Consider the following 24,570-nt stretch of genomic DNA (forward strand, 5'->3'; position numbering starts at 1 on the left):
TTCCGCCCTAAATTCCGCGCAAAGATAAGCTTTTAAAACCTTTATTTAAACCCTTGCTCTTGTATCAAATCTATATTTTATCTAAGTTTAGCCCAAAATACATAGAGATTAAATGGAAGATTTTGAAAAAGAAGTGCCTCATGAAGTGAAGTTGGTTGTTACGGAAGAAATGCGCAGCTATTTTTACGATATGTGTAAATGGGCAAGATTTCTATCGGTTGTAGGCTTTATTGTCTCTGCTTTTTTAACCTTGAGCTCATTTGGGATAGGAGCTGCAATATCTGCAAACCCAGCAATGCTTAATCAATTAGGGCCATTGGCCGGCATTGGTGCAACAGGCATCACCATATTTTACCTGCTATTAGCCTTACTCTTTTTTTACCCAAGTTTATTGCTCTTGCGTTTTTCGTCCAAGGGCAAGCAAGGTGTGCTGTTCGGCGACCAGGAAACTTTTAACGATGCCATTTCAAGTGTAAAATCACTGTTTAAATTTTGGGGCATACTCACCATTATCTTTTTGGTAAGCTATTTTCTGTTAATTCTCGCCGTAGCAGTAAGCGGCGCAGGTATAAAATAGAAATATCGAACGATAAAAAAAAGCCTCCGGATTATTAAATAAGGAGGCTTTTATTGAAATTATATTACTTAAAAAGTAAAATCGTCGCTTGTTTTCGTGCTATGTTCTCCATTTTCAGAATATTCATAACGTTTTTCAACCACATCCTGATGAGTTTTGATATAATCTACAGTTTCATTTAATCCTTCTGCAAATTTTTCGAAATCTTCTTTGTATAAAAAGATTTTATGTTTTACAAACACACCGTCTTCTAATCTTTTCTTGCTCTCGGTAACTGTTAAATAGTAATCACCCGATCTTGTAGCCTTCACGTCGAAGAAATAAGTTCTCTTTCCTGCTCTTACTTTCTTTGAAAAAACTTCTTCTCTTTCCTTGTTGTCGAATTCTCCCATGGTTGGTATTGATGTTGGTTTTTGGTTTCGGTAAATATAAAGCAAATATTTAAAGTTCAAAATACAATTTTAATACAATTTAAATCGTTCGCGTTTCCTCTTCCAAAAGTTGGTTGTTGTAAAGCTCCTTATAACTGCCATTTAGGCTAAGTAATTCATTGTGTGTGCCTTGTTCAATGATTTTTCCGTTGTCCAGCACCAGAATCTTATCTGCATTTTTAATGGTCGAAATTCTGTGGGCAATTAAAATACTGGTTTTTCCGGCCATGATTTTACCCAGGTTTTGTAGTATTTCCTCCTCTGTTTTAGTATCAACAGCCGAAAGGCAATCGTCGAATATTAGGATCTTTGGCGATTTAATCAAGGCTCTGGCGATAGAGACACGCTGTTTTTGTCCTCCCGAAAGGGTTATTCCCCGCTCACCCAGCATAGTCTCGAATTTTTCTTCGAAATCAATAATATTGGTATAAACCGAGGCATTTTTTGCGGCTGTATGTACTTCTTCATCCGTAACCGCATCTAAACCAAAGGCTATATTGTTTTTTATGGTATCCGAAAAGAGAAAAACTTCCTGCGGTACAAAGCCAACCTGGCCGCGATAGTCTTTAAGGTTTAGTGTTTTTATATTTTTTTTATCGATGTTTATTGCACCATTTTCTACATCATACATCCGCATCATCAGGTTTGCCAGAGTTGACTTTCCCGATCCCGTTTTGCCGATAATGGCTACAAATTCGCCGGCATTAACTTCAAAACTCACATTTTTCAAAGCTTCAATGCCTGTATCCGGATAGGTAAAACTCACATTATCGAATCTGATATTACCCTTCAGCTCGATTTCTGCTGTTTCGTTAGGTCGAATATCTGATGGGATGTCTAAAAACTCATTTATTCTTTTTTGCGATGCAGCAGCCCGCTGGATTAAAGAAGTAACCCAGCCCAGCATGGTTACGGGAAATGTTAATTGATTAATGTAAATGATAAATTCGGCAATGTTCCCTGCCGTAATGCTGCCGTTCATCACCTGTATACCACCTATATATATGGTTAAAATGGTGCTCAATCCTATTAACAGCAACATGGTAGGGTAAAATAAAGCCGATACTTTAACCAGGCTCATGGAGTCTTTTTTATAATCATTGCTCTGGATCTCAAACATGTTGCGGGTATAATCTTCTCGCACATATGATTTGATAATCCTGATTCCCGAGAAACGCTCTTGTACAAAGCTGGAAAGATCTGATAAACGCTCCTGGATCTTTCCGCTTTTTTTAAAAATCAGGGTGTTTACGTAATAAATGATCACCACCAGAAAAGGTAGGGGTAATAAACAATAAATAGCCAGTTTGGAATTTACATCAAACATCGACCAGATAATGAGTACAGATAAAACAAAAGTGTTAATGGTATACATAATTGCCGGACCAACGTACATCCTTACCCGGTTCACATCCTCTGTCGCGCGGTTCATCAAATCGCCGGTATTATTTCTGCGGTAAAAACCTAAGCTCAGCTCCTGGTAATGCTGATAAATATCATTCTTCATATCAAACTCTATATGCCGCGACATTAAGATAATGGTTTGGCGCATAAAGAAAAGGAACAGTCCCCGCAATAGATAAAGTGCAATAACCAGTAAACCAAAAAATAACAGGTTACTGCTGAAGATATTATAAATAATGGCCTGACGATCAAAACCAGCAAAAAGGTTAAACAGCTGAATGTTTTCGCTAATTAAATCAACTGCATAACCGATTACCTGTGCCGGTACTACACCGAAGATATTAGAAATCACCACAAAAATACTTCCGGGAATAATCCACCACTTGTATTTAAGAAAGTATTTGTTTAATCGGCTCAGATGTTTCATGTTCTACAAACTTAGATAAATTTGTTATTTCATACTAGTTATTTGTCCATTGGAAATTGAGCTTTAATAATTAATGACATTTTGAGTGCAAATGCCGTCCGTTGTCCGTCTGTTCGGTTTTTGAAAATGTATGGTATGCCTTTCATAGCGACTATAGTCCTGCTGTTGATTTAAAGTATGTTAAATGACTGGACTTTACATTATGTTAATTACAGATCTTTTTTATGCAGTTTTCGTGGTGTCGGATGTTTCCATCTGACACTGCTATATTTCTCCAGTGGCTCATTTAATTCAGCATGACGTTCAATCCGCTCAAATAGGAAAAATCAATCTGGATTAATAAAATCTATCTGCGCGATAGGCCTGCTTAGCAATGATAATGATGCGGATAAATTCATGGATAGCAGAATAATAGACTTTTTAATAGGTTACAGATCTTTCGTACGCAAAGTGATAATAGTAAGGAGATGGCGGCCTTAACGAATAAATTTTGTCATAGTTTTCTTAAATACGTGTAATAATCGTTTTTTATTTTAATTTTGCAGCAGGTTATCCGAACGTTCATATGCCAGCAAATTCTCCGTCAGATTCATCAATTTTAGATCAGTTAAGTGCTTACGGGCACAAAAAATTGGTTTTCTGTAATGATCCAGATACAGGTTTAAAAGCAATTATTGCTATACATGATACCACATTGGGCCCCGCTTTAGGTGGAACACGTATGTGGAGTTATAGCACGGAAAGCGAAGCATTGGAAGATGCATTGCGGTTATCCCGCGGAATGACCTATAAAGCTGCGATCACTGGCCTAAACCTGGGTGGCGGAAAAGGTGTAATCATTGGCGATTCCAGAAAAGACAAAACCGAAACTTTAATGCGTAGCTATGGAAGGTTTATCAAAAACCTGAATGGCGAATTTATTACCGCAGAAGAAATGGGTACCAATACACGCGATATGGAATATATCCGTATGGAAACCAATTATGTTACAGGTGTGCCCGAATCGATCGGTGGCGCTGGCAATCCGGCTCCTTTTACTGCGCAAGGTGTTTATTTAGGTATTAAAGCGAGTGTTAAAGAGGTCTTTGGTACAGATATGCTTGCCGGAAGAACCATTGTAGTGCAAGGAATTGGAAATGTTGGTGAACACCTGGTTGCCTTATTAAGAAAAGAAAATGCTGAAGTGTTGATCAGCGATATTAACCAGGAACAACTAACTTATGTTGCGCGGAAGTATAAAGCAAAACCGATCGAGGCAGATAAAATTTTTACAACCGATGCTGATGTTTATGCGCCATGTGCAATGGGTGCTACCGTCAATAACAAAACCATCGAAAAAATGAAATTTGCAATTATTGCAGGTTCTGCCAATAACCAGTTAAAAGATGAGGTTCTGGATAGCGAATTACTCTTAAAAAAAGGGATTTTATTTGCGCCTGATTACCTGATTAACGCAGGTGGATTAATTTCCTGTTATTCGGAGTTAACGGGCTTCGGCAAAAAACGTACCGTACAACTTACTGAGAATATTTATGATGCTACACGCAGTGTAATTAAATTAAGTAAAGCGGAAAATATATCAACAAACATTGCCGCAAACCGTATTGCCGAGAAACGGATTGCAGATATTAAAAAAATTAAATCGTCATATTAAATCATAATTATTAAAACAGGTTTTAAATAACCGCACTCGTTCTTACATTCATGTTAAACAGAAGGCACTTAAGAATCAAAGCTTTGCAAAATATTTTTGCTTGGCACATGGCAGACAAAAAAGACATTAAAGGAGATTTAAAAACTTTAATGCAAAGCATCGATAGCGTGTACGAAATGTACATCTGGATGCTATCTTTAATGGTAGAGGTTACAGAATTTACTGCTAACGACGCAGCAGAGCGCGCAAATAAGTTTATCAAAACAGCAGAGGATATCAATCCCAACATGAAATTGCTACACAATAAGTTTAGCGTTTTATTGCAGCAAAATCCTGAATATGCTTCCGCAATTAAAAAATATAAGGTTGATTGGGGATTCGATCCTGAAATCCGTAAAACCGTTTACAATTCTTTAAAGGCGTCAAAAGAATATGCTGATTATCTGGCCGATCCAAACGAAAGTTTAGAATCATCAAAAGACATCATTAAATACATTTTTCGTAAAATTATCTTGAAAAATCAGGCTATTATCCAGGTTTTTGAAGAGAAATTTATCAATTGGCAGGTAGATCATGAAGTGATGAAGGGGATGGTAGCCAAAACCTTGAAAAACTTTACATCCGAAGATCCTTTTAAAAACAAATTAACCGAAATTAGTGCCGATTGGGTTGAAGACAGCAAATTTGTTCAGGATTTATTTGTGCACACCTTACAGAATGATGCGAAATACCAGGAAATGATTGCTGACCGGACCAAAAACTGGGAATCGGAACGTATTGCTTTGATGGACACGATTTTAATGAAAATGGCCATTTGCGAGCTGTTAAATTTCCCATCTATTCCGGTTAAAGTAACTATTAATGAGTACTTAGAGTTGTCAAAAGATTACAGTACACCGAAAAGTAATTCATTTATTAACGGTATTTTAGACAAAATTTTAGGCGATCTGAAGAAAAATAATACCATTAAAAAGATCGGCCGTGGATTAATCGAAGATTAAAAATGAAAAGAACATTTATCCTGGCTATTGCTGCACTTTCATTCGTAGCCTGTCGCAATGCAAATAATCAAACCAGCGAAACTGCTTCGGCTGTTTCGGTTGGCAATGACACTTCAAAAACAGCTAAAGTTGCCCCGGCAGATGCACCTGTTATCGTTTTCGAACGCGATATTTTTGATTTCGGTAAAATCACACAAGGTGAAAAAGTTAAACACGATTTCAAATTTAAAAATACAGGTAAGAGTCCGCTCATTGTTTCCAATGCAACGGCAACCTGTGGCTGCACCATTCCGCAGGTACCTGGCGAACCTATTTTACCAGGTAAAGAAGGTATCATCAGTGTAGTTTTCAATAGCGAAGGTAAAATGGGGATGCAGGATAAGGTGATAACGGTAACATCTAATGCCAACCCGACCGTAAGTACCGTCCATCTGGTAGGAGAGGTGCTGGAAAAAAAATAAATCGTTTGGTGGTTTGGGCGTCATCCTTAACGATCAAAATTCATAATAAACAAATAAAAAAGAAATGATATCAACAGTAATATTACAAGCAGCAGGCGGAAGTAGCACGTTAACTACAATTGTACCAATGGTACTGATCATGGTAGTTTTCTACTTTTTCATGATCCGTCCGCAGGTTAAAAAAGCTAAAGACCATAAAAAATTGGTTGAAGAATTGAAAAAAGGAGATAAAATTGTAACGACTGCTGGTATTCACGGCCGTATTGCAGATATGAATGAAACTACTTTTTTAATTGAGGTTGAAGGTGGCGTGAAGATCCGTTTCGATAAATCGGCAGTTTCTTTAGATGCAACCAAAGCGGTGATTACACCTAAAGCATAATAAATTAATAAAATTTAAGTGCAGTCCCGAAAACTTTCGGGACTGTTTTTGTTTTATTACATTTGATTAAATGCATTTTGGAAAATTGTTTTTCCGGATCATAGTCCATATTTAATTTATTATGCCCTTCATTACATTAACGAAGATTGAAAAAAGACGTGTATTTAGCTTACTGGCCTGCCTGTTGCTGGCCATAGCCGCATGGCTTTTTATGGCATTAAATAATAAGTATGTTTATGTTGCTAAAACCGTATTGGTTTTTAAAAACAGTCCCACCAAAAGAGCATTTTATCCTTTACAGTCTGATACGATAGATTTACAGGTAGAAGGGACGGGCTGGCAGCTGCTTTTTGCCCGTTTAAGAATCAATCCACCTTCTGTTTCTGTTAGTTTGAGCCAGCTCAATACCAAAGATTTTATCGTTTTTTCCGATCAGCTTTTTAATATCAACAGGCAGTTGGAAAGTACGCAGAAAGTAATTTCAGTTAAGCCCGATACCCTTTATTTCGATTTCACCAAACGCGTCGTAAAAAAAGTTCCTGTAAAATTGATTGATAAATTAGGGTTTGCAAAACAATATGGCAGGTCAAGTGACGTGATCCTCAATCCTAAATATGTAAAGGTTGCCGGCCCCTTGGAAGAACTTTCTAAAATAACATTTTGGCCAACTGATACGCTTAAACAGGATAAAATACAGAACAGTATTACCGCAAGGGTAGCTCTACAGCACAGCATTCATAAAAACGTAAGCATTTACCCATCATCTGTTGAAGTCAAAGTGCCCGTTGATGAGTTTACGGAAAAGACCATTGAAGTGCCTTTAAAAATCATCAATAACCGGAGTTATAACAGCATTAAACTTTATCCTAAAAAAGTTAAGGTTGCTTTTTTGGTTGCTTTGAGTAATTACGATCAGGTTGATGAAAGTTTTATTACTGCAACTATTGATGTTGATGAATGGAAGGATTTAGGGCATCACCAGTTTACGGTTAAGATAACCGAATTTCCCGACTACTGTAAATTGGTTAGCGTGAAACCTTCAAAAATAGATTTCATTGTAGAAAAATAATGTATAAAGTAGGCATAACAGGTGGCATAGGCAGTGGCAAAACAACGGCCTGCAAGGTTTTTGAGGTACTGGGGATTCCGGTATTTTACGCTGATACGGTTGCTAAGGAAATCATGTGCAAAGATGTTTTGTTAGTTGCCGGAGTCAAATCTGCTTTTGGTGAAGAAAGTTATTTTGCAGATGGAAAACTGAACAATAAACATATTGCCGGCATCGTTTTTAATAATGAAGAAGCACTGGCAAAATTAAATGCGTTAGTTCATCCGGCCGTTTTTAGGGCATTTGATGCCTGGGAAGAGACCGTACCAAAAACGGTTCCTTACACGCTTAAAGAGGCAGCTCTGCTTTTTGAAAGTGGTTCTTACAAGATGTGCGATACCACTGTTCTGGTTACTGCACCATATGAAATGAAGCTTAAAAGGGTAATGCAGCGCGACAGTGTTTCGGCAGAACAGGTTAAAGCGCGCATGGACAAACAATTTAATGACGAAGAGAAATCTAAACTAGCCGGACATTTTATTGCAAATGATGAACAACAATCCATCATCGGTCAGGTATTAACCTTGCATCAGCAGTTTCTAAAGGCTTCGGAGGCCCTTAAGCTTACCAATGTATAACGATCTACTCCAATCATACCATTCTTAAATCCTTTCATTTCAACATGATTTTAGCAGATTTTATTACCATTACCCCAACGGGCTTATATTGTATTTACGGGGATTTTTATCTTGATCCACAGCAACCGGTTAAAGAAGCGGTTGTTTCGCATGCCCATGGCGATCATGCTATCGGTGGGAGCCAGAACGTGTACTGCACTGCTGCTACTGCAACTTTTATGAAACACCGGTACCGTAAATTTGCAGCGGTTGATTTTTTTACCAAAAATTATCACGAATCTTTTAAAATAAAAGAAGTTACCATCACTTTTTATTCTGCCGGACATATTTTAGGTTCGGCACAGGTATTAATGGAATATAACGGTGTAAAGTATCTGTATACTGGTGATTATAAAATTGAACCTGATGGTTCTTGCGCACCTTTTGAATTTCTAGAAGCTGATGTTTTAATTACAGAAAGCACCTTCGCCAATCCGGAAACCAAACATCCTTCTCCCATAACCGAAATTAAAAAGCTCAACGAAACCCATTCGAATATCATGCTGGGTGCTTATGCCTTAGGTAAAAGCCAGCGGATAATCCAGTTGCTCAACCAGCATTGCCCTACAAAAAATATTATGGTTCATCATAGCATTATGCCTTTTGTTAAAATATATGAAGATTATGGTGTGAAAGTGGGAAATTACAAAATGTACGATAGGAAGGTGATGAAAAATAATCAGGAACATCAGGTTTACATTGTGCCGCCGATGGTGTTCCATAGTTACCATAAGGCCATTAATGTAGTCCGTGCCTTTGCGTCAGGATGGAAGAACCTGCAGCAGCGAAACGGGATATCACTTTACATTTCTGATCATGCCGATTGGGATGCGATTCTGGAAACCATAGAAAAAGTTAAACCCAAGCAGGTTTGGACTTTGCACGGCGATGGTAGACAGCTTAAAGATTATTTTAAAGATAAAATCGAGCTTAAAATATTAAATTAATCACGGTTCGTCATTCTGAACTTCTTTCATGATCCTTAGCTATTAAATGAACACTCAATCATTCATTATTCATTCAATCATTCAATCTTGGCTATGAAAGAAGGCGAAGACTTTTATTTCAATGAAGACGGACTAATGGTTTTCACAGAAGCCTACCATTTAAAACGTGGTTATTGCTGTAAAAATAAATGCAAACACTGCCCCTGGAGTTATGGGAAGAAAAAAGAGAAAAAGTAATCAGTTGACGGTTTTCAGTTTTCAATTGACTGGAAATAGGCCAATTGGTACCGCATCGTTCTGAGTTCAATTGTTAAAAACGGACAAAATAGTAGATGTCGCTTAGTTCCATGTCAAATCCCATTGAAACAAGGGTTAATGTATCAGAAATCTCTTTGTATTCTCTTAAAAGCCAATTTCTATTTTCATTAATATGATACGATTGTACAAAAACAGATTCCGAATCAATCATAATGTATTCTTTTAGCGATGGAATATCTTTATACAAGTTGAACTTTTTATTCCTGTCGTAATTTCTGGTTGAAGGAGAAAGAATTTCAATAATCACAGTTGGTAAAATGGAAGTGTCTTTATCAAAATTACTATGTGTTGAACCATTGCAATAAATGGAAATATCCGGATAGGTAAACAACGTATTTTCCGGAATATTCATTCGTTTATCACTTCCGTAAGGTCTGCATGGCTTGCCTTTAAGTTTGCTGGCTATATCTCCAAAAACATTACTGAAAATCTCGTTGTGATTCTCTCCTGCACCGGACATGGCAAAGATCTCTCCCTGGTAATACTCATGTTTCATTGTTGATGCTTTTTCCATCTCCAGGTATTCTTCAATAGTATAATGCCTTTTTTGATAGGCTATGGCCGGTTCATTTACGATTTTATCCATATCTAAATTTACAGATGTTTTCCCGTAAAGATTGAATAAATAAACGATTTAAACGTTTAAAACGGCTAGAGGATTAACTGTCGAGCGGTCTAACCGGTTAATCGCCGACCAAGAATTGTAAACTGCCAATTGTTAACTGAAAAGTGCCAACTGAAAACTGCAAACTGAATTAGTGTCCGGCAAAGAAACCGATCAATGCTACGCCAATTCCTAACAAAACAGCAATCATTTTGCGGGTGTTGATTTTATGATCATTGCTTGATTCAAACAGGATCGTAGTAGAGATGTGTAAGAAAATACCAATTACAATCCCCATGATTTTGTTAAAATAAGCGTCAATGCCCCCAATAGTGCCGTTGCTTAAACCAACACTTACATAAAAGCCCAGTGGAGCCATAATGGCAAACACGATGAGGTAAAAAATGATACTGCTTTTTTTGAAATGATTCTGCATCAATATGCTTGCCAATGCAAAGGCAGCAGGAATATGGTGTAGCGAAATCCCAAAAATCAATTCGTTGTGCTGTTCTTTGGCCAGCGGCATGCCCTCTAAAAAGGCATGTAAACACAAACTGATCATCACCCCAAATGGAAATACATGCCCATCGTGTTGTTTATGGATATGGCCGTGCTCTACACCTTCTGAAAACTGTTCCAAGAAAATTTGTAACAAGAAGCCAATAAGAATAAAAATGCCAATCTGCCCTTTGTCCGGTCCGCTATAGGCATCAGGAATTAAATGTAAAACGGTTATGGCAAATAAATAGGCGCCGCTGAAAGATAAAATCAGCTTGAGCAATTTAGATTTATCACTTTTAACCAAAAAGATAGCCGTTCCGCCTAAAAAGGCACAGAAAAAGAGTACGCAAAGTTTCCAGATTTCCATAGGTTAAAAATCAGGTTGTAATTTTTTAAATATTCTTGAACAGATCACGCCTATTACTATTCCTAATAAAGCGCCGGTAGTTACATCAACAGGGTAATGGACGCCAACATATACCTGTGCAAAGCTGATGATAAATGCCCAGAACAAACCAATTGGGAGAATCGGTTTCCATCTGCTGTAAAAAACGCAGATCAAAAAAACAGCTATAGCAAAATGATTGGTAGCGTGTGCCGAAGGAAAACTCAAACCACTCCCGCAGGGTACACGATGGATGATATCATTCGCCAGGCTTAAATCATTGCAAGGCCTCACGCGTGATATCCAGGGTTTTAAAAGCCTGGAGGCGGTTAAATCGCCCATGGCGAAAGTAAAAAGCACCATGCCTATGATATAATAGCCTTGTTTTTTATACTGCCTGATACAAAAAATAACAATAAACAGGTAAAGCGGCGACCAAAAGAAACGGTTGCGCATAAGGGGCATCAGCCAATCAAAAAAGCCGTTTGAAAGTCCGCGGTGAATTTTCAAAAACAATTCTACATCAAATTGCTGTATGCTTTCGATCATGCTTTTTTACAGATTAAAATTAACCGGTCTGAATTAGTTTTGTCAAAATCAGCTAAGTCGTAATTGCCAAAGGTTTTCTGGATAATCATTCCCGCTTTACCCAGCATGCGTTCAAAGTCTTCAAAACTAAAAGCCTGTACACGCTCTTCGAAATGATATACCCTTTGTTGATCTTCGAAATCGATCTTTTTAATGATTTTCCCATCAACAACACTTTTGGTGATTTGAAAAGTGATGCCGTCCAGTGATTTCGTTTCGCAGGAATTTAAATTCCGGATGATCTTCTCTGTATTAAAATAATCCAGCACCAGAATCCCCTCAGCTGTTAAACATTTGCGGAAAGTTTTAAGTGCATTTATGTGTTCTTTCTCTGTATCAAAATAACCAAAACTGGTAAACAGATTTAAAGCGACATCAAAATAATTGATGTAAAACAACCTTCGCATATCATGCACCAGAAAGTGTAATTTGCTGTTCTCAAATTGTTTTGCGTATTTTATACTCTGTTCAGATAAATCAATACCCGTAACATCAAAGCCTTTTTTATTCAGGTAAATAGAATGCCGGCCTTTTCCGCAGGCAATATCAAGCATTTTGGCATCAGCTTCAGGATTTAAAAAAGAGGTAAGCTTATCAATAAAAAATTCGGCCTCAGCATCATTTCTTTGTTGGTAAAGAATATGATAATATGGCGAATTGAACCAATATTGAAACCACTTGCGCTGCATATAAAAGCTGTTTGTATCTTTAAAAAGATGCAAATATAAGGTTTTACAATCGCTAGTAAAGTTAGAATGTGCTTTTATGCAATAATGTTGCAAAAATATTATGGGTTTATTTTTTATATCAACTAAATCAACTTCTGATGTTAGCACCTGAAAAGATTCTCTGTAAGGAATTTAGTTACACACCATTTTAATGTGAAGCGCTATACTGCTCTATTAAATTGACCGCGTAGGTAGACATAAGGGCTACATAAATTCAGGTATATAGCCAGGTTTAAATAGTAGCTATCTTGTTTTTTTTCTTATTTTTGGAGCCTCTAATAAATTATAAGAAGTGACTCTAATAAAATCGATTTCAGGAATACGGGGAACCATTGGCGGAAGGGCAGGAGCGGGCTTAACTCCATTTGATATTGTAAAATTTACAGCTGCCTTTGGTAGCTGGGTGGTAAGCAAAACCGGCAATAAAAGGATTGTTTTAGGCCGCGATGCAAGGATCTCCGGCGAGATGGTCAACAACTTGGTTATTGGAACTTTGCAAGGACTTGGTATTGAAGTAATCGATTTAGGCTTATCAACCACACCAACTGTTGAGGTGGCCGTTCCTGATGAAAATGCAGGAGGTGGCATTATTTTAACCGCTAGCCATAACCCTAAGCAATGGAATGCACTGAAATTATTAAATGACAGTGGGGAGTTCATCAGCGATGCTGATGGAAAAGAAGTTTTAGATTTGGCAGAAAGTGCTGATTTTGATTTTGCCGAGGTAGATAAGCTAGGGAAAGTGATCAAAAATGATACTTACCTGCAAAAACACATCGATAAAGTTTTGGCTTTGCCATTGGTTGATGTTGAAGCAATAAAAAAGGCTGATTTTAAAGTGGTAATTGATTGTGTAAATTCTACAGGCGGTATTTTTATCCCGGCATTATTAAAAGCCCTGGGCGTAAGTAAGGTGGTAGAATTGTACTGCACGCCAGACGGATACTTCCCGCACAATCCTGAACCTTTACCAGAAAATTTAACTGAAATATCGAAAGAAGTACAGAAACAGCATGCTGATTTAGGCATTGTAGTAGATCCTGATGTTGATCGGTTATGTTTTGTGAATGAAGATGGAAGCATGTTTGGCGAAGAGTATACCTTGGTAGCCGTAGCTGATTATGTATTAAAAAATACGCCAGGAAATACCGTTTCAAATCTATCATCAACCCGTGCCTTACGCGATGTAACCGAAAAAGCGGGATCATCATATCATGCTTCGGCTGTAGGTGAGGTAAACGTGGTTAACAAAATGAAAGCTACCCAAGCCATTATTGGCGGTGAAGGAAACGGAGGGATTATTTATCCCGAATCGCACTATGGGAGGGATGCCTTGGTGGGAATTGCCTTGTTTTTAACGCATTTAGCTAAATTTGGTAAATCTATTTCGGTACTCAGGGCCAGCTATCCGCAATACCATATCTCTAAAAATAAGATTACCCTTACACCTGAAATGGATATCGATTATTTATTAAAGCAGGTAGAAGAGAAGTATAAAAATCAACCTTACAGCACAATTGATGGTTTGAAGATCGAATTTGATAAAACTTGGGTACATTTGCGCCGCTCTAATACCGAACCGATCATCAGGATTTATAGTGAGGCAGAAAATGAAACCATTGCCGAAAATTTGGCAAATAAAATTATTTCTGATATTAAAGAAATATTACACCTATAATCTCTAATAGGGATTCTGGGATCAGGCATACCTGTTCAGGATTTAATAAAACAATTAAATCCTGAACATTTAAACAGGGCGGACCTTAACCAGGCAGCTTTGCAACACTAACTTTTTAAATATTCATAAAATGAAAAGGGTCTATTTAGATAATGCGGCCACAACGCCCTTAGATCAGGCGGTAATCGCGGAGATGACAAACGTGATGGAAAACTATTTTGGTAATCCGTCTGCCATTCATGCACTTGGCCGCGAGGTGAGAACATTGGTTGAGAAGGCCCGTAAAACTGTTTCCGGTCTTTTAAATGCGTCTCCATCTGAAATATTTTTCACATCCGGTGGCACGGAGGCAGATAATACCGCTATCCGCTGCGGCATTTCAGCCTATGGTATTAAACATGCCATCACTTCAAAAATAGAACACCACGCCGTTGAGCATACTTTAAATACAATGCTCAAAAATGGCGAAATTGATAAGTTAAGTTTCGTCAATATCGACGAGAAAGGTAATATAGATTACAACCATTTAGAAGAACTGCTTCAAAATAACGAACGCACTTTCGTTTCGTTAATGCATGCCAATAATGAGTTAGGCACGCTAACGGATATGGTGAAGGTCGGCGATATCTGCGAAAAATACAATGCCATTTACCATGCCGATACCGTTCAAACCATGGGACACTATCCACATAATGTACGCGAACTTAAAGCGCATTTTATCGTATGCGCTGCGCATAAACTCCATGGACCTAAAGGTGTTGGCTTTTTATATGTAAATAGCAATATTAAAATTCCGCCTATGATCTATGGTGGCGCACAAGAGCGCAATATGCGTGGTGGTACCGAAAATGTATATGGCATTGTAGGCTTAGCGAAGGCCCTGGAAATTGCCTATGCAGAGATGGATGAGCATCAATCTTATATCCAGGGCTTAAAAGATTATCTGAAAACACAACTAATTGCCGAAATCCCGGGGATTGCTTTTAATGGCGAAACGGATGCCGATAAAAGTCTTTATACCGTGCTAAACGTTTCGTTCCCGGAAATGGATATGGCCGATATGTTATTGTTCAATTTGGATATTAATGGAATCTGCGCTTCCGGCGGTAGTGCCTGTTCATCGGGTTCAAATATAGGCTCACATGTGCTAAATGGTATTAAGGCCGATCCAAACCGTCCTTCAGTCCGTTTTTCATTCAGTAAATACACCACTAAAGAAGATTTGGATTACGTAATCGAAAAAGTTAAAATGGTAGTGAAGCAGAATGCTTTAGCGTAAATATCATCAGCCAAATAGGAGAGTCCCGGTGTAAGTCGGGACTTTTTTTGTGGACAGTATTTAATGATGTTTAGAAAAGCAGATGCAGCTTTTCACCTTGATGTTCGTCCTGCTTTACGCTCATACGCCTGCAGGCCTTATGCGCTGGGCCGGTATCCGCTTCAATCAGGTTTAGCTCCGTTAAGCCGCTGCTGCTATTGAAGGTTGTACGTTGCAGGAGATATTTGTTCTGATAAACAAATTCTTTGCGCCCAGAGGCCCCAGATAGGATTACCGGCCGTGCCACCTAAACCTGATCGGAACGAACACGTAGCACAGCGTAGTAAAGTGGAGAGCAGGACTGTATTGAGCTAAGAGGTATTGCCATTGCTTTTCTTAAAAAAACAATGGTATAAATAGTGTAATATTGAATCACTAGCTACTGTGAAACATATGTAGTATTCCATTTTATGTTCGTCCTGCTTTACGTTCATACGCCTGCAGGCCTTATGCGCCTGTGCCGGTATCCGCTTCAATCAGGTTTAGCTCCGTTAAGCCGCTGCTGCTATTGAAGGTTGTATGTTGCAGGAGATATTTGTTCTGATAAACAAATTCTTTGCGCCCAGAGGCCCCAGATAGGATTACCGGCCGTGCCACCTAAACCTGATCGGAACGAACACGTAGCACAGCGTAGTAAAGTGGAGAGCAGGACTGTATTGAGCTAAGAAGTATTGCCATTGCTTTCCAAAAAAAAAATGATTTAGGAAAAACTAAGCGTAAATATGTCTGCGCACGAAAATTAACTTGCAAAACCCAAGTAATAAACTTATATTTAATCAAACATATGGCAATCCACGCCATTTAACCTGTTGTTGCGGCAAGAAACCTTATCAGATTCCCATGGTATAAGGTTAAGCAAATTTTAAAAAAGCTTTTAATCATTATTAAAATTTTTTAACCCTGAAAGCCTGCAAGGTTTTCAATAATTTATGTCAACATGGAAACGAACCACAACACTCAAAATCAGGAAAATGCTAAATTGGAAGAAAAATCAAATGAAGAAAGAAAACATATTTACAGGTTTATCTTCAGTCCGTTTTCATTCGAGTCCTCAAACCATTTCAATAAAATCCATAAAAGAAAGTTTCATTCTTTCGGCTGCATTCATGAGCTAGGGAAATTGCCCGGGGCAATGTTTTAATTGTTAAGGTAAACTTGCATTTCCATTTTCATTGGTTGGTGATTGTTTACTTGTTTGGTAGGCCACTAAACACGGACTTTTAGGATTAAAGAAAACAATATTATTTCTAGGTTGTTCCTATAGTAAATCAATTTACAATTACTATGGAAACGAATAAAGAAAAAGGTAAAGTTGTTGAGAACGATTTACTGGATAAAACTGCCGAGGATATTAAAGAAGATAGAACACTTGATGAAAATAAATCATCGAAAGTGGGTACAAATTTATTTAACAAGGATAAAGACCGTAAGAATAATTCATTTGGTCCGGGGCATGAGCCGGGTACTACGCCAGGTGCAGGTATATAATTCTGTTATTTCAGGATTTAAATCATTAATTTAAACCACGGCATTTGCTGTGGTTTTTTAGCTTAATCTTAAAAATGGAAAGAAGAAATTTTATTAAAAATTCGGCACTCGCCATGGCCTTGCTTTCAATTTATAAAACCGATGTTTTTGCACAGCAAGAGTTATTGCGCGCTTATGATTTTAAGCCGCTCCGTAATAATGTTGGTATATTTACCGAGCAGGGTGGGACCATTGGCTGGTTAAATTCAAGCAGCGGTTTTGTAGTAGTGGATGCCCAATTCCCAACTACGGCACCGCATGTGATTGATGAATTGAAAAAGTTAGGTGAAAAACCTTTTAAATACCTGATCAATACACATCACCACGGTGATCATACCGCAGGGAATATTTCTTTTAAAGGATTGGCAGAAAAAGTCGTGGCTCACCAAAATTCACTGGTCAACCAAAAAAGAGGGGCAGAGAAAGCCAATAATTTAGATAAACAGCTTTTGCCTGATAGCACTTTTGGTACAAGATGGAGCGCTAAAGTAGGCGACGAAAATATAAAGGCTTATTACTATGGCTCTGGTCACACCAATGGTGATGCCGTTTATCATTTTGAAAACGCCAATATCGTGCATGTAGGCGATCTGGTATTCAACCGTAAATTTCCATATATTGATCGTGAAAATGGTGCCCACATCGGTAACTGGATCACTGCTTTGGATAAGATTCAGAATGAGTTTGATAATGACACCTTGTTTATCTGGGGACATAGTCTTGATCCGGCAAAAGTAACCGGAAGTAAAGCTGATGTTAAAGCTTATCAAAATTACCTTCAAAACCTTTTAACCTATGTAGGCGGCGAAATTAAAGCAGGTAAAAGCAAAGAAGATATCTTAAAAACCACTACTATCCCAAATGCACCCGAATGGAAAGGAGAAGGCATTGAAAGGAGCTTAACCGCTGCTTATGATGAATTGAAGGGAGCCTAACCTCATATTCCATAAGAAAAGTCATCATCTCGACTGAAGCTCAGCGGAATGGAGAGATCTGTCTTGACAGATTTAGCTTCGCTGAGCACTATGTGGTTCTCGACTGCGTTGCACTCCGCTCGAAATGACGATATCTGCCTGTACTCATCTGTGGCAAAAAAAAATGGTTCCTTTACGACAGCCCTCCAAATCTTTTTTCAATTTATAAACGTTCTATATTTTAAATAATCCTTTCAACATCATTGAATGACCACAGGCTTTAATCATTAACGACTATATTTGTTAACATACAAAATCTACAGCCCATGGATGATTTTATCGCAGCCCGCTCGCAAATGGCCTTGTCACTAGGCTTCCACATTATTTTTTCCTGTATTGGTATGGTGATGCCTTTCTTTATGGCCGTATCTCATTATAAGTGGCTTAAAACTAACGATGAGGTGTATAAAAACCTGACTAAAGCCTGGAGTAAAGGTGTGGCCATATTCTTCGCAACTGGCGCGGTATCCGGTACCATGTTGTCATTTGAACTGGGCTTGTTATGGCCCAAATTTATGGATCATGCCGGGCCAATATTCGGAATGCCTTTTTCACTTGAAGGAACGGCCTTTTTTATTGAAGCGATAGCGCTCGGTTTTTTTCTTTATGGCTGGAATAAGTTAAATAAGTGGTTTCATTGGTTTACAGGAATGGTGGTAGGGGTAAGCGGTTTAGCCTCCGGGATATTGGTGGTTGCCGCCAACGCCTGGATGAATAGTCCGGCAGGATTTTATTTTGTAAACGGACAATACCTTAATATCGATCCTATCCAGGCCATGTTCAATAAAGCCTGGTTTACTCAGGCGCTGCATATGTGTTTAGCCGCATTTACAGCAACTGGTTTTGCTGTAGCAGGCGTACATGCATTAATGATTTTAAGGGACAGAAATACCTATTTTCATTTAAAAGCCTTTAAAATAGCGGCTGTATTTGCCTGTATTGCGGCATTGTTACAACCCTTGAGTGGCGATATTTCTGCAAAAGACGTTGCCAAACGTCAGCCTGCAAAACTGGCGGCGATGGAAGCATTGTACAAAACCGAAAAGCCAGCGCCGCTATTGATTGGTGGTATCGTAAATGAAAAAGATAAATCGGTAACAGGCGCAATCAAAATTCCGGGGGCACTGAGTTTTCTGGCACATGGCAATTTTCAAGCTGAAGTTAAAGGGCTGGATCAGATTCCTGAAAACCAGCATCCACCGGTAGCCATTACCCATTATGCTTTTCAGATCATGGTGGGGATTGGTACTTTATTGCTCTTTATCTCTTTAACCTATTTTTTTACCCTTCTCAAAAAGAAGCCCTTGATAGAAAAAAGATGGCTTTTAAAACTATTTGTTTTGGCTATTCCGCTTGGTTACCTTGCTTTAGAGGCTGGTTGGGTAGTTACAGAGGTAGGGCGTCAACCGTGGATTATTTATGGTATTATGCGTACCAGGGATGCGGTTACACCAATGCCCGGTATTGCGTATTCCTTTTATATTTTCACCGCCATTTACCTGTCGTTAAGCATAATAGTAACGTTTTTGCTTTACCGGCAGATTAAAATGGTACCTGTGTTATATGATAAAGTCGAATCCAATACTCATTTGCATAGCTAAGGATGAACAACACGAAGCAAATCTTATTAATCAGTGTAATCAAAATACCGGTGTAATCATATTGAATATGAAAGAAGTAGTTATCACATTTTTATGCATGGCCATTCTGCTTTACTTTTTATTGGGTGGAGCCGATTTCGGTGCAGGAATCATAGAACTCTTTACCTCAACAAAAAATAGGAGCCGAACACGTAAAACTATGTATCATGCCATTGGTCCGGTATGGGAAGCTAACCACATGTGGCTGATTATTGCGATTGTAATCCTCTTTGTTGGTTTTCCGTTTATTTACACCACTATGTCGGTTTACCTGCATATCCCATTGGCCATTATGCTCATCGGGATTATAGCCCGTGGTACCGCGTTCGTATTTCGCCATTATGATGCTGTAAAAGATGATATGCAATGGTTATACAACCGGATATTTCGGTATTCGAGCTTTGTAACTGCTTTATTTTTGGGCATCATTGCAGGAAGTTTAATTTCAGGCCATATTGATGCGCAGGCCACCGATTTTTATACAGCCTATATTTCAGGTTGGTTAAACTGGTTTTCTGTTGCTGTGGGTTTCTTTACGGTTTCACTTTGCGGTTTCCTTGCGGCCATTTATCTCATCGGCGAAACAACAGAAACTCATGATAAACGCCGGTTTATAAAAAAGGCAATGTTTATGAATGTGGCAGCAGTGGTTTTTGGTGCAATGGTATTTGTTGCTGCGCAACGGGATAAAATTCCACTTATTGATTGGGTTTTTAGAAGCCATGTAGGTTTATCAGCCATTATTTTAGCCAGTTTATCGCTTATGCTGCTATGGTACCTGTTAATTAAAGGAAAAACTAAGGTTTTACGCATTTTAGCGGGATTCCAGGTAACGATGATCCTGTTGGCGATAAGTTATGCCCACTTTCCAAATTTTATCCGTTTAAAAAGTGGAGATTCAATTTCATTACTCGATACTGCCGGACCGGACAAAACGATTTATAGTTTGGGTTTAGCTTTATTGTTAGGTAGTGTTTTAATTTTGCCTTTTCTGGGGTATCTGTTCTATAAATTTCAGAGGAAAGAGGAGTAAGTTCGCAACTGAAAGCCATTTGTTTATAATACTTAAATCATTGGACTTTTATCAAGTACGATTTTTGTTATTATAAAGGGCTAAGAATCGCTTTTATAAAGTCTTTTTTTAATGTTAACCTCTTTTAAATTTTGTTTACTGCTATCAGCGCTTCATCTTTGCCTTGTATATAATTTTTAATTGAATACTTAATTCTTACATCGGGTCTTAGTGGACCTTTTTTACCTTTCCAGTTTTCCCAATATCTGGTAGAATAAGCAATAATTATCTTCGATTTTGGTAATTTAAAGCCTCTAACTTCTCCATAATGATTGATATTCCCACTGCTTGCCTCACCTATAAATGTGGCGTTGGTGTTTTTTTTCAACTCTACGGCATTCATTACAGCTGATGAAAAAGTTTTCTTGCCAATGAGTACAAAGAATTTTCCTTTTTTGTTGAGGTAGCTTTTCTTGATTTCAGTTATAAATGGCCATAGAATACCCGAATTTCCTCCACTGTTTTCCCGTATGTCAAGCACTAGCTTTTCGGGTTGATATTGATTAATGGTTTTAAATAATTCGTCGTTAAACTGCAAAAAAGGGTTGCCAGGATCTTCCTTACATTCATTATAATTGACATATACGGTTTTGAGACTTGGATTAAAGTCGAACCAGTAATGACCTTTTTTCTCTTGAGCGCGCAAAGCAGTACTGCCTTTGTCCAATTGCAGGTCCATAATGTTATTGCTAGTAATCGCATTAAGCGTTATCTTTTTAGTTATATTATTTTTATCGATTAAAGTAAATTCTGCTTTCTGGTCGGAATTTAAAATCCCTAAACCCTTTAAAAATGCAGGATTATTAAGATATCGCAAAAGGTGATCGTTAAAGTAAGATTGATTTTCACTCAATATAACTTCTTTAAATAAGTTAATTATCTTATCAACAGGTATGTTGTTGATGGCAAATAACTTCGAGTATAACATCGCTTTATTTGTAGTATCAATCCTTTTTACATAGATGCCTTCTTTGAACAACTCAAACTGAATTGGGAGTATTTTAGTGAATTTTCGTTCTATGAAAGTGTGTTCATCACCAATTGCAACAGTGAGCTTAAACAACTCAGTACTAAATGATTCATAATCTAAAGAACCCGTCTTGATTTCAATCATATCAATCTTTTTGATGAATGCCAAAGAATCTATTTTGGCAAAAAGATTGGTGTGTTTGCTTGGTAAAGTTTTTTTAATGTACTCCAGGTCTTCGATAAAATCACTTTGCGATAGCGACTGCGAAAAGCACATGTTACTGGTGAAAACGAATAAAAGAGAGAGTAGTATTTTACTTATATTTTTCATCCTATTTTTGTCTAAAAGACGACCCTTTTTTAATAATGTTGCACGTCGTATTTTTTGAAAAAACCAAAAGAGCATCTGTTTCCAAATGCTCCTTTAAATTATATTAGAATTCTTTCTCTACAACCCACCTTTTCTGTTTGATTTCGTTTGTACCGGCCAGGTTGCTGGTTTTCCGGTACGCTCATTTACAGGTAAATCGGTTGCTTTTTCGGTTGAGGTTTTCTCAGGATCTTCACAAGCCATATAAACCATGATGGCGGCCAGGATCACATTACTTCTGATTTCATCGAAAACCAATTTATCATAACTATCGCGGTTGGTGTGCCAGGTATAGGTTCCATAGTCCCAGCTGGTAGAACTTAACGAATAACCCAAAGCTCCGGCGGCTACAAACGAAGCAAAATCTGATCCCCCTGCGCCTGGTGTGCCCGGGAAACTGGTTTTGATCTGGTTTTTAATCGTATCTGGTACGGCTGCCAACCAACGGGTAATGTAATCTTTTGATTTTGCAAAACCCTGTCCGCCGATGTTAACCACACGGCCTGTACCATTATCCTGGTTAAACAGCGCCTGCAGGTTGTTCACGATCTCCGGATGATCTTCTACAAATGCCCTCGAACCGTTTAATCCTTGCTCTTCGCTACCCCAATGCCCCACTAAAATTGTGCGTTTTGGGTTGGGGTAAAATTTCTTTAAAATGCGCATGGCTTCCATCATTAAAATGGTACCCGAACCATTATCTGTTGCGCCGCTTGCTCCATCCCAAGAATCGAAATGTGCCGAGAGCATCACATATTCATTTGGTTTTTGCTTGCCCTTTAACTCCGCAATGGTATTAAAGGTTGGTACAGTTCCCAGTTTTTTTGATTCTGATTCAATTTTAAGCATCGGTTTGTTGCCGTTTAAAGCCAAACGGTAAACAAGGCCATAATCTTCGACAGATAAATCTAATGTTGGCACCTTAGTGGTATTGGCGCCAAAAATCTTGTCTACACCGAAGCCCTGCGACCAGTTATTGATGACCACAGCCACCGCACCAGCATTTTCTAAAGCTACAGGCAGTGTTTTTGCGGTAAGACCTGTTTTAGCTAAATTGGCCGTCCATGCTTTTGCTGCATTGGCTTTTTCTTTCTTAAATTTTTCAAAAAGATCTTTTGTAGCGAATTCTTCCCAATTTTTTTCTGGTCGCCCAGATATTTGGTTCATTGAAATTAAAACAATTTTACCTTTTACGTTGGGTAACCATTTCTGAAAAGATGCCGAATCTGTAATTTCCGGAAGGATAATGGCTTCTGCATTAATGGTTTTACCATTAGTTGATGGGCTCCAGGCCAATTGTGTGCCTTCTAATGTCCGAACCCTCGGACTTACTAAATCAATGTGTGTAATGCCGCGTTCCCAACCGGCCCATTCGCCCCACTTTTCGTTTTTAGCCGAAATGCCCCAGTCGCTATATTTTTTTACCGCCCAGTCGTTAGCTTGTTTCATCTGTGGCGAACCAACCAATCGTGGTCCAACAACATCCAAAAGTTCGTGCGCCAGTTTCTCCAATTGAGAATTTTCGTTTACTTCTTTAATGATATTATCAATTACTTTCCGGTCTTGTGCAAAAGCAAAAGAAGAGGTAAACAGGAGTAAGGTTGGTAAGAGTAGTTTTTTATTCATAATTGGGTTTAGTTAATGATCCGCTAATTTAATGAATAAGGACTGTGGAAATGGATATTAATGGAAATGTTGCAGATAGCAGCAAACCTTCTGGTTTTTTTGAAAGACTGAATATTTTTGGGCTGTGGCGGGGAAACTGCCGAACCTAAGCATTACAGGACTACTGTAAGTAAACCTGATTGAAGTGGAAAGCCCACAGCGCATCGAGGACCTGAAGTAAAAAGCAGGGCTGAATAACCTATTTATTCAAGTCCTGCTTTTCTAAGTATCAAGAATTTATTTTGGCACCCAGACCAATGAATTAATGGCTAATGAACCATCAAACTACTTTTAATTATTCATCATTTTTACAAAAGCGCCCAGTTTAGCTTTCATGGCCCTTCTGTCTACAATAAAATCCAGGAAGCCATGTTCCAACACAAATTCTGAAGTCTGGAAACCTTTAGGCAGATCTTTTTTAATGGTTTCTTTAATTACCCGCGGACCTGCAAAACCGATTAATGCGCCTGGTTCTGCAATATTGATATCGCCTAACATGGCATAAGAAGCCGTTACACCGCCAGTAGTTGGATCGGTTAATAAAGAGATATATGGAATTTTTGCCTGACTTAATAAAGCCAGTTTCGCTGACGTTTTAGCCATTTGCATTAATGAAAATGCAGCTTCCATCATCCGTGCACCACCTGATTTCGAGATCATGAGGAACGGAACTTTATGTTTAATGCTATAATCGATCGATCTTGCGATCTTTTCACCTACAACTGAGCCCATTGAACCGCCAATAAAAGCAAAATCCATGCAGGCAATCACGATGTCTTCTCCCTCAATTTTACCAACCGCCGAACGGATCGCATCTTTTAAGCCCGTTTTAGCCTGGCTTTCTTTAATTCTATCGGTATAAGGTTTGTTATCGTTAAAATTTAAAGGGTCGCCCGAAGTGAGGTTAGGAAACAACTCTTTAAACTGATTATTATCAAATAAAACCTCGAAATATTCTTTAGAGCCTACTCTCAGATGGTAGCTACAATAGTGGCAAACATATTTGTTTTCCTGAAGCTCTGCCTGATGTAGCGGTTTTTTGCAATTCGGACATTTATTCCACAACCCATCCGGTGCTTCTTTTTTCTCCTCTGTTGTAGTAATGATACCTTTTTTTTCTCTCTTAAACCAAGCCATATAATTTTTTGAAGAATTGGATTGCAAAGAAACGAAAAATAAAATAAACTCGAACCTTATTAGCGGTAAAAATAGTGAATGGTTTAT

Annotated in this window: 24 protein-coding genes; 15 read left to right on the forward strand and 9 right to left on the reverse strand. The window is 38.3% G+C overall.

Going from position 1 to position 24,570, the window contains the following annotated elements; all coding sequences use genetic code 11:
• Positions 1-112: 112 nt before the first annotated feature.
• Positions 113-577 carry a hypothetical protein gene (locus ACIQXP_RS03700; protein WP_293741486.1) on the forward strand — a complete coding sequence of 155 codons (465 nt, stop codon included), beginning with the start codon at positions 113-115 and terminating at the stop codon, positions 575-577.
• A gap of 68 nt (positions 578-645) precedes the next feature.
• On the opposite strand, the gene ACIQXP_RS03705 is transcribed toward ACIQXP_RS03700, so the two are convergent.
• Both ACIQXP_RS03705 and ACIQXP_RS03710 read right to left on the reverse strand, forming a co-directional pair.
• Positions 646-969: a DUF3276 family protein gene (locus ACIQXP_RS03705; RefSeq protein WP_090987565.1), complete on the reverse strand. Its 324-nt coding sequence runs from the start codon at positions 967-969 to the stop codon at positions 646-648.
• 79 nt (positions 970-1,048) lie between these two features.
• Positions 1,049-2,839 (reverse strand): ABC transporter ATP-binding protein, encoded by a 1,791-nt coding sequence (locus ACIQXP_RS03710; protein ID WP_387504526.1) that lies wholly within the window; start codon positions 2,837-2,839, stop codon positions 1,049-1,051.
• Positions 2,840-3,404: 565 nt separating this feature from the next.
• On the opposite strand from ACIQXP_RS03710, the gene ACIQXP_RS03715 reads away from it, so the two are divergent.
• The 8 genes from ACIQXP_RS03715 to ACIQXP_RS03750 all read left to right on the forward strand — a co-directional run bounded on the left by ACIQXP_RS03715 (position 3,405) and on the right by ACIQXP_RS03750 (position 9,246).
• On the forward strand, positions 3,405-4,493 hold the full coding sequence (locus ACIQXP_RS03715) for a Glu/Leu/Phe/Val family dehydrogenase (RefSeq protein WP_090987560.1): 1,089 nt from the start codon (positions 3,405-3,407) through the stop codon (positions 4,491-4,493).
• Positions 4,494-4,543: 50 nt separating this feature from the next.
• Entirely contained in the window at positions 4,544-5,494 is a 951-nt protein-coding gene (gene nusB, locus ACIQXP_RS03720) for a transcription antitermination factor NusB (protein ID WP_293741488.1), read from the forward strand.
• A 2-nt stretch (positions 5,495-5,496) separates the two neighbouring features.
• On the forward strand, positions 5,497-5,955 hold the full coding sequence (locus tag ACIQXP_RS03725; protein WP_134203270.1) for a DUF1573 domain-containing protein: 459 nt from the start codon (positions 5,497-5,499) through the stop codon (positions 5,953-5,955).
• 64 nt (positions 5,956-6,019) lie between these two features.
• Entirely contained in the window at positions 6,020-6,337 is a 318-nt protein-coding gene (yajC, locus tag ACIQXP_RS03730) for a preprotein translocase subunit YajC (RefSeq protein ID WP_090987555.1), read from the forward strand.
• 121 nt (positions 6,338-6,458) lie between these two features.
• Positions 6,459-7,406, forward strand: a complete 948-nt coding sequence (locus tag ACIQXP_RS03735) for a YbbR-like domain-containing protein (protein ID WP_387504527.1) — start codon at positions 6,459-6,461, stop codon at positions 7,404-7,406.
• A complete protein-coding gene (gene coaE / locus ACIQXP_RS03740) occupies positions 7,406-8,023 on the forward strand; it encodes a dephospho-CoA kinase (protein ID WP_387504528.1) in 618 nt (205 codons plus the stop codon). Before ACIQXP_RS03735 ends, coaE begins: the two co-directional genes overlap by 1 nt.
• 44 nt (positions 8,024-8,067) lie before the next feature.
• Entirely contained in the window at positions 8,068-9,009 is a 942-nt protein-coding gene (locus ACIQXP_RS03745; RefSeq protein WP_387504529.1) for an exonuclease, read from the forward strand.
• Between the two features lie 93 nt (positions 9,010-9,102).
• Entirely contained in the window at positions 9,103-9,246 is a 144-nt protein-coding gene (locus ACIQXP_RS03750) for a C1orf53 family protein (protein ID WP_293741492.1), read from the forward strand.
• Between the two features lie 73 nt (positions 9,247-9,319).
• On the opposite strand, the gene ACIQXP_RS03755 is transcribed toward ACIQXP_RS03750, so the two are convergent.
• The 4 genes from ACIQXP_RS03755 to ACIQXP_RS03770 form a co-directional block, all read right to left on the reverse strand.
• Positions 9,320-9,913: a Uma2 family endonuclease gene (locus ACIQXP_RS03755; protein ID WP_387504530.1), complete on the reverse strand. Its 594-nt coding sequence runs from the start codon at positions 9,911-9,913 to the stop codon at positions 9,320-9,322.
• A gap of 169 nt (positions 9,914-10,082) precedes the next feature.
• Entirely contained in the window at positions 10,083-10,799 is a 717-nt protein-coding gene (locus ACIQXP_RS03760; protein ID WP_387504531.1) for a ZIP family metal transporter, read from the reverse strand.
• A gap of 3 nt (positions 10,800-10,802) precedes the next feature.
• Positions 10,803-11,366, reverse strand: a complete 564-nt coding sequence (locus ACIQXP_RS03765; RefSeq protein WP_387504532.1) for a phosphatase PAP2 family protein — start codon at positions 11,364-11,366, stop codon at positions 10,803-10,805.
• Entirely contained in the window at positions 11,363-12,094 is a 732-nt protein-coding gene (locus ACIQXP_RS03770) for a class I SAM-dependent methyltransferase (protein ID WP_293741495.1), read from the reverse strand. Before ACIQXP_RS03770 ends, ACIQXP_RS03765 begins: the two co-directional genes overlap by 4 nt.
• Positions 12,095-12,425: 331 nt before the next feature.
• On the opposite strand from ACIQXP_RS03770, the gene glmM reads away from it, so the two are divergent.
• From glmM to ACIQXP_RS03800, 6 genes are all read left to right on the forward strand, one after another.
• Entirely contained in the window at positions 12,426-13,811 is a 1,386-nt protein-coding gene (gene glmM / locus ACIQXP_RS03775) for a phosphoglucosamine mutase (RefSeq protein ID WP_293741496.1), read from the forward strand.
• Between the two features lie 130 nt (positions 13,812-13,941).
• Positions 13,942-15,090 carry a cysteine desulfurase family protein gene (locus ACIQXP_RS03780; protein WP_293741497.1) on the forward strand — a complete coding sequence of 383 codons (1,149 nt, stop codon included), beginning with the start codon at positions 13,942-13,944 and terminating at the stop codon, positions 15,088-15,090.
• A gap of 1,323 nt (positions 15,091-16,413) precedes the next feature.
• Entirely contained in the window at positions 16,414-16,617 is a 204-nt protein-coding gene (locus ACIQXP_RS03785; protein ID WP_205058282.1) for a hypothetical protein, read from the forward strand.
• A gap of 74 nt (positions 16,618-16,691) precedes the next feature.
• On the forward strand, positions 16,692-17,591 hold the full coding sequence (locus tag ACIQXP_RS03790) for an MBL fold metallo-hydrolase (RefSeq protein WP_387504533.1): 900 nt from the start codon (positions 16,692-16,694) through the stop codon (positions 17,589-17,591).
• A gap of 305 nt (positions 17,592-17,896) precedes the next feature.
• The gene (locus ACIQXP_RS03795) at positions 17,897-19,231 is read left to right on the forward strand and encodes a cytochrome ubiquinol oxidase subunit I (protein ID WP_387504534.1); all 1,335 of its coding nucleotides are present in this window, start codon (positions 17,897-17,899) and stop codon (positions 19,229-19,231) included.
• Positions 19,232-19,298: 67 nt separating this feature from the next.
• Positions 19,299-20,303, forward strand: coding sequence for a cytochrome d ubiquinol oxidase subunit II (locus ACIQXP_RS03800; RefSeq protein WP_387504535.1), 1,005 nt, complete (start codon positions 19,299-19,301; stop codon positions 20,301-20,303).
• Positions 20,304-20,427: 124 nt separating this feature from the next.
• On the opposite strand, the gene ACIQXP_RS03805 is transcribed toward ACIQXP_RS03800, so the two are convergent.
• The 3 genes from ACIQXP_RS03805 to accD all read right to left on the reverse strand — a co-directional run bounded on the left by ACIQXP_RS03805 (position 20,428) and on the right by accD (position 24,483).
• Positions 20,428-21,642: a S41 family peptidase gene (locus ACIQXP_RS03805; protein ID WP_293741501.1), complete on the reverse strand. Its 1,215-nt coding sequence runs from the start codon at positions 21,640-21,642 to the stop codon at positions 20,428-20,430.
• Positions 21,643-21,759: 117 nt separating this feature from the next.
• Complete coding sequence (locus ACIQXP_RS03810; RefSeq protein WP_387504536.1) at positions 21,760-23,307, reverse strand: M20/M25/M40 family metallo-hydrolase; 1,548 nt, start codon at positions 23,305-23,307, stop codon at positions 21,760-21,762.
• Positions 23,308-23,637: 330 nt separating this feature from the next.
• Positions 23,638-24,483: an acetyl-CoA carboxylase, carboxyltransferase subunit beta gene (accD, locus tag ACIQXP_RS03815; protein WP_090987525.1), complete on the reverse strand. Its 846-nt coding sequence runs from the start codon at positions 24,481-24,483 to the stop codon at positions 23,638-23,640.
• Between the last annotated feature and the right edge of the window lie 87 nt (positions 24,484-24,570).

Source organism: Pedobacter suwonensis, assembly GCF_044762335.1.
Lineage (GTDB): Bacteria > Bacteroidota > Bacteroidia > Sphingobacteriales > Sphingobacteriaceae > Pedobacter.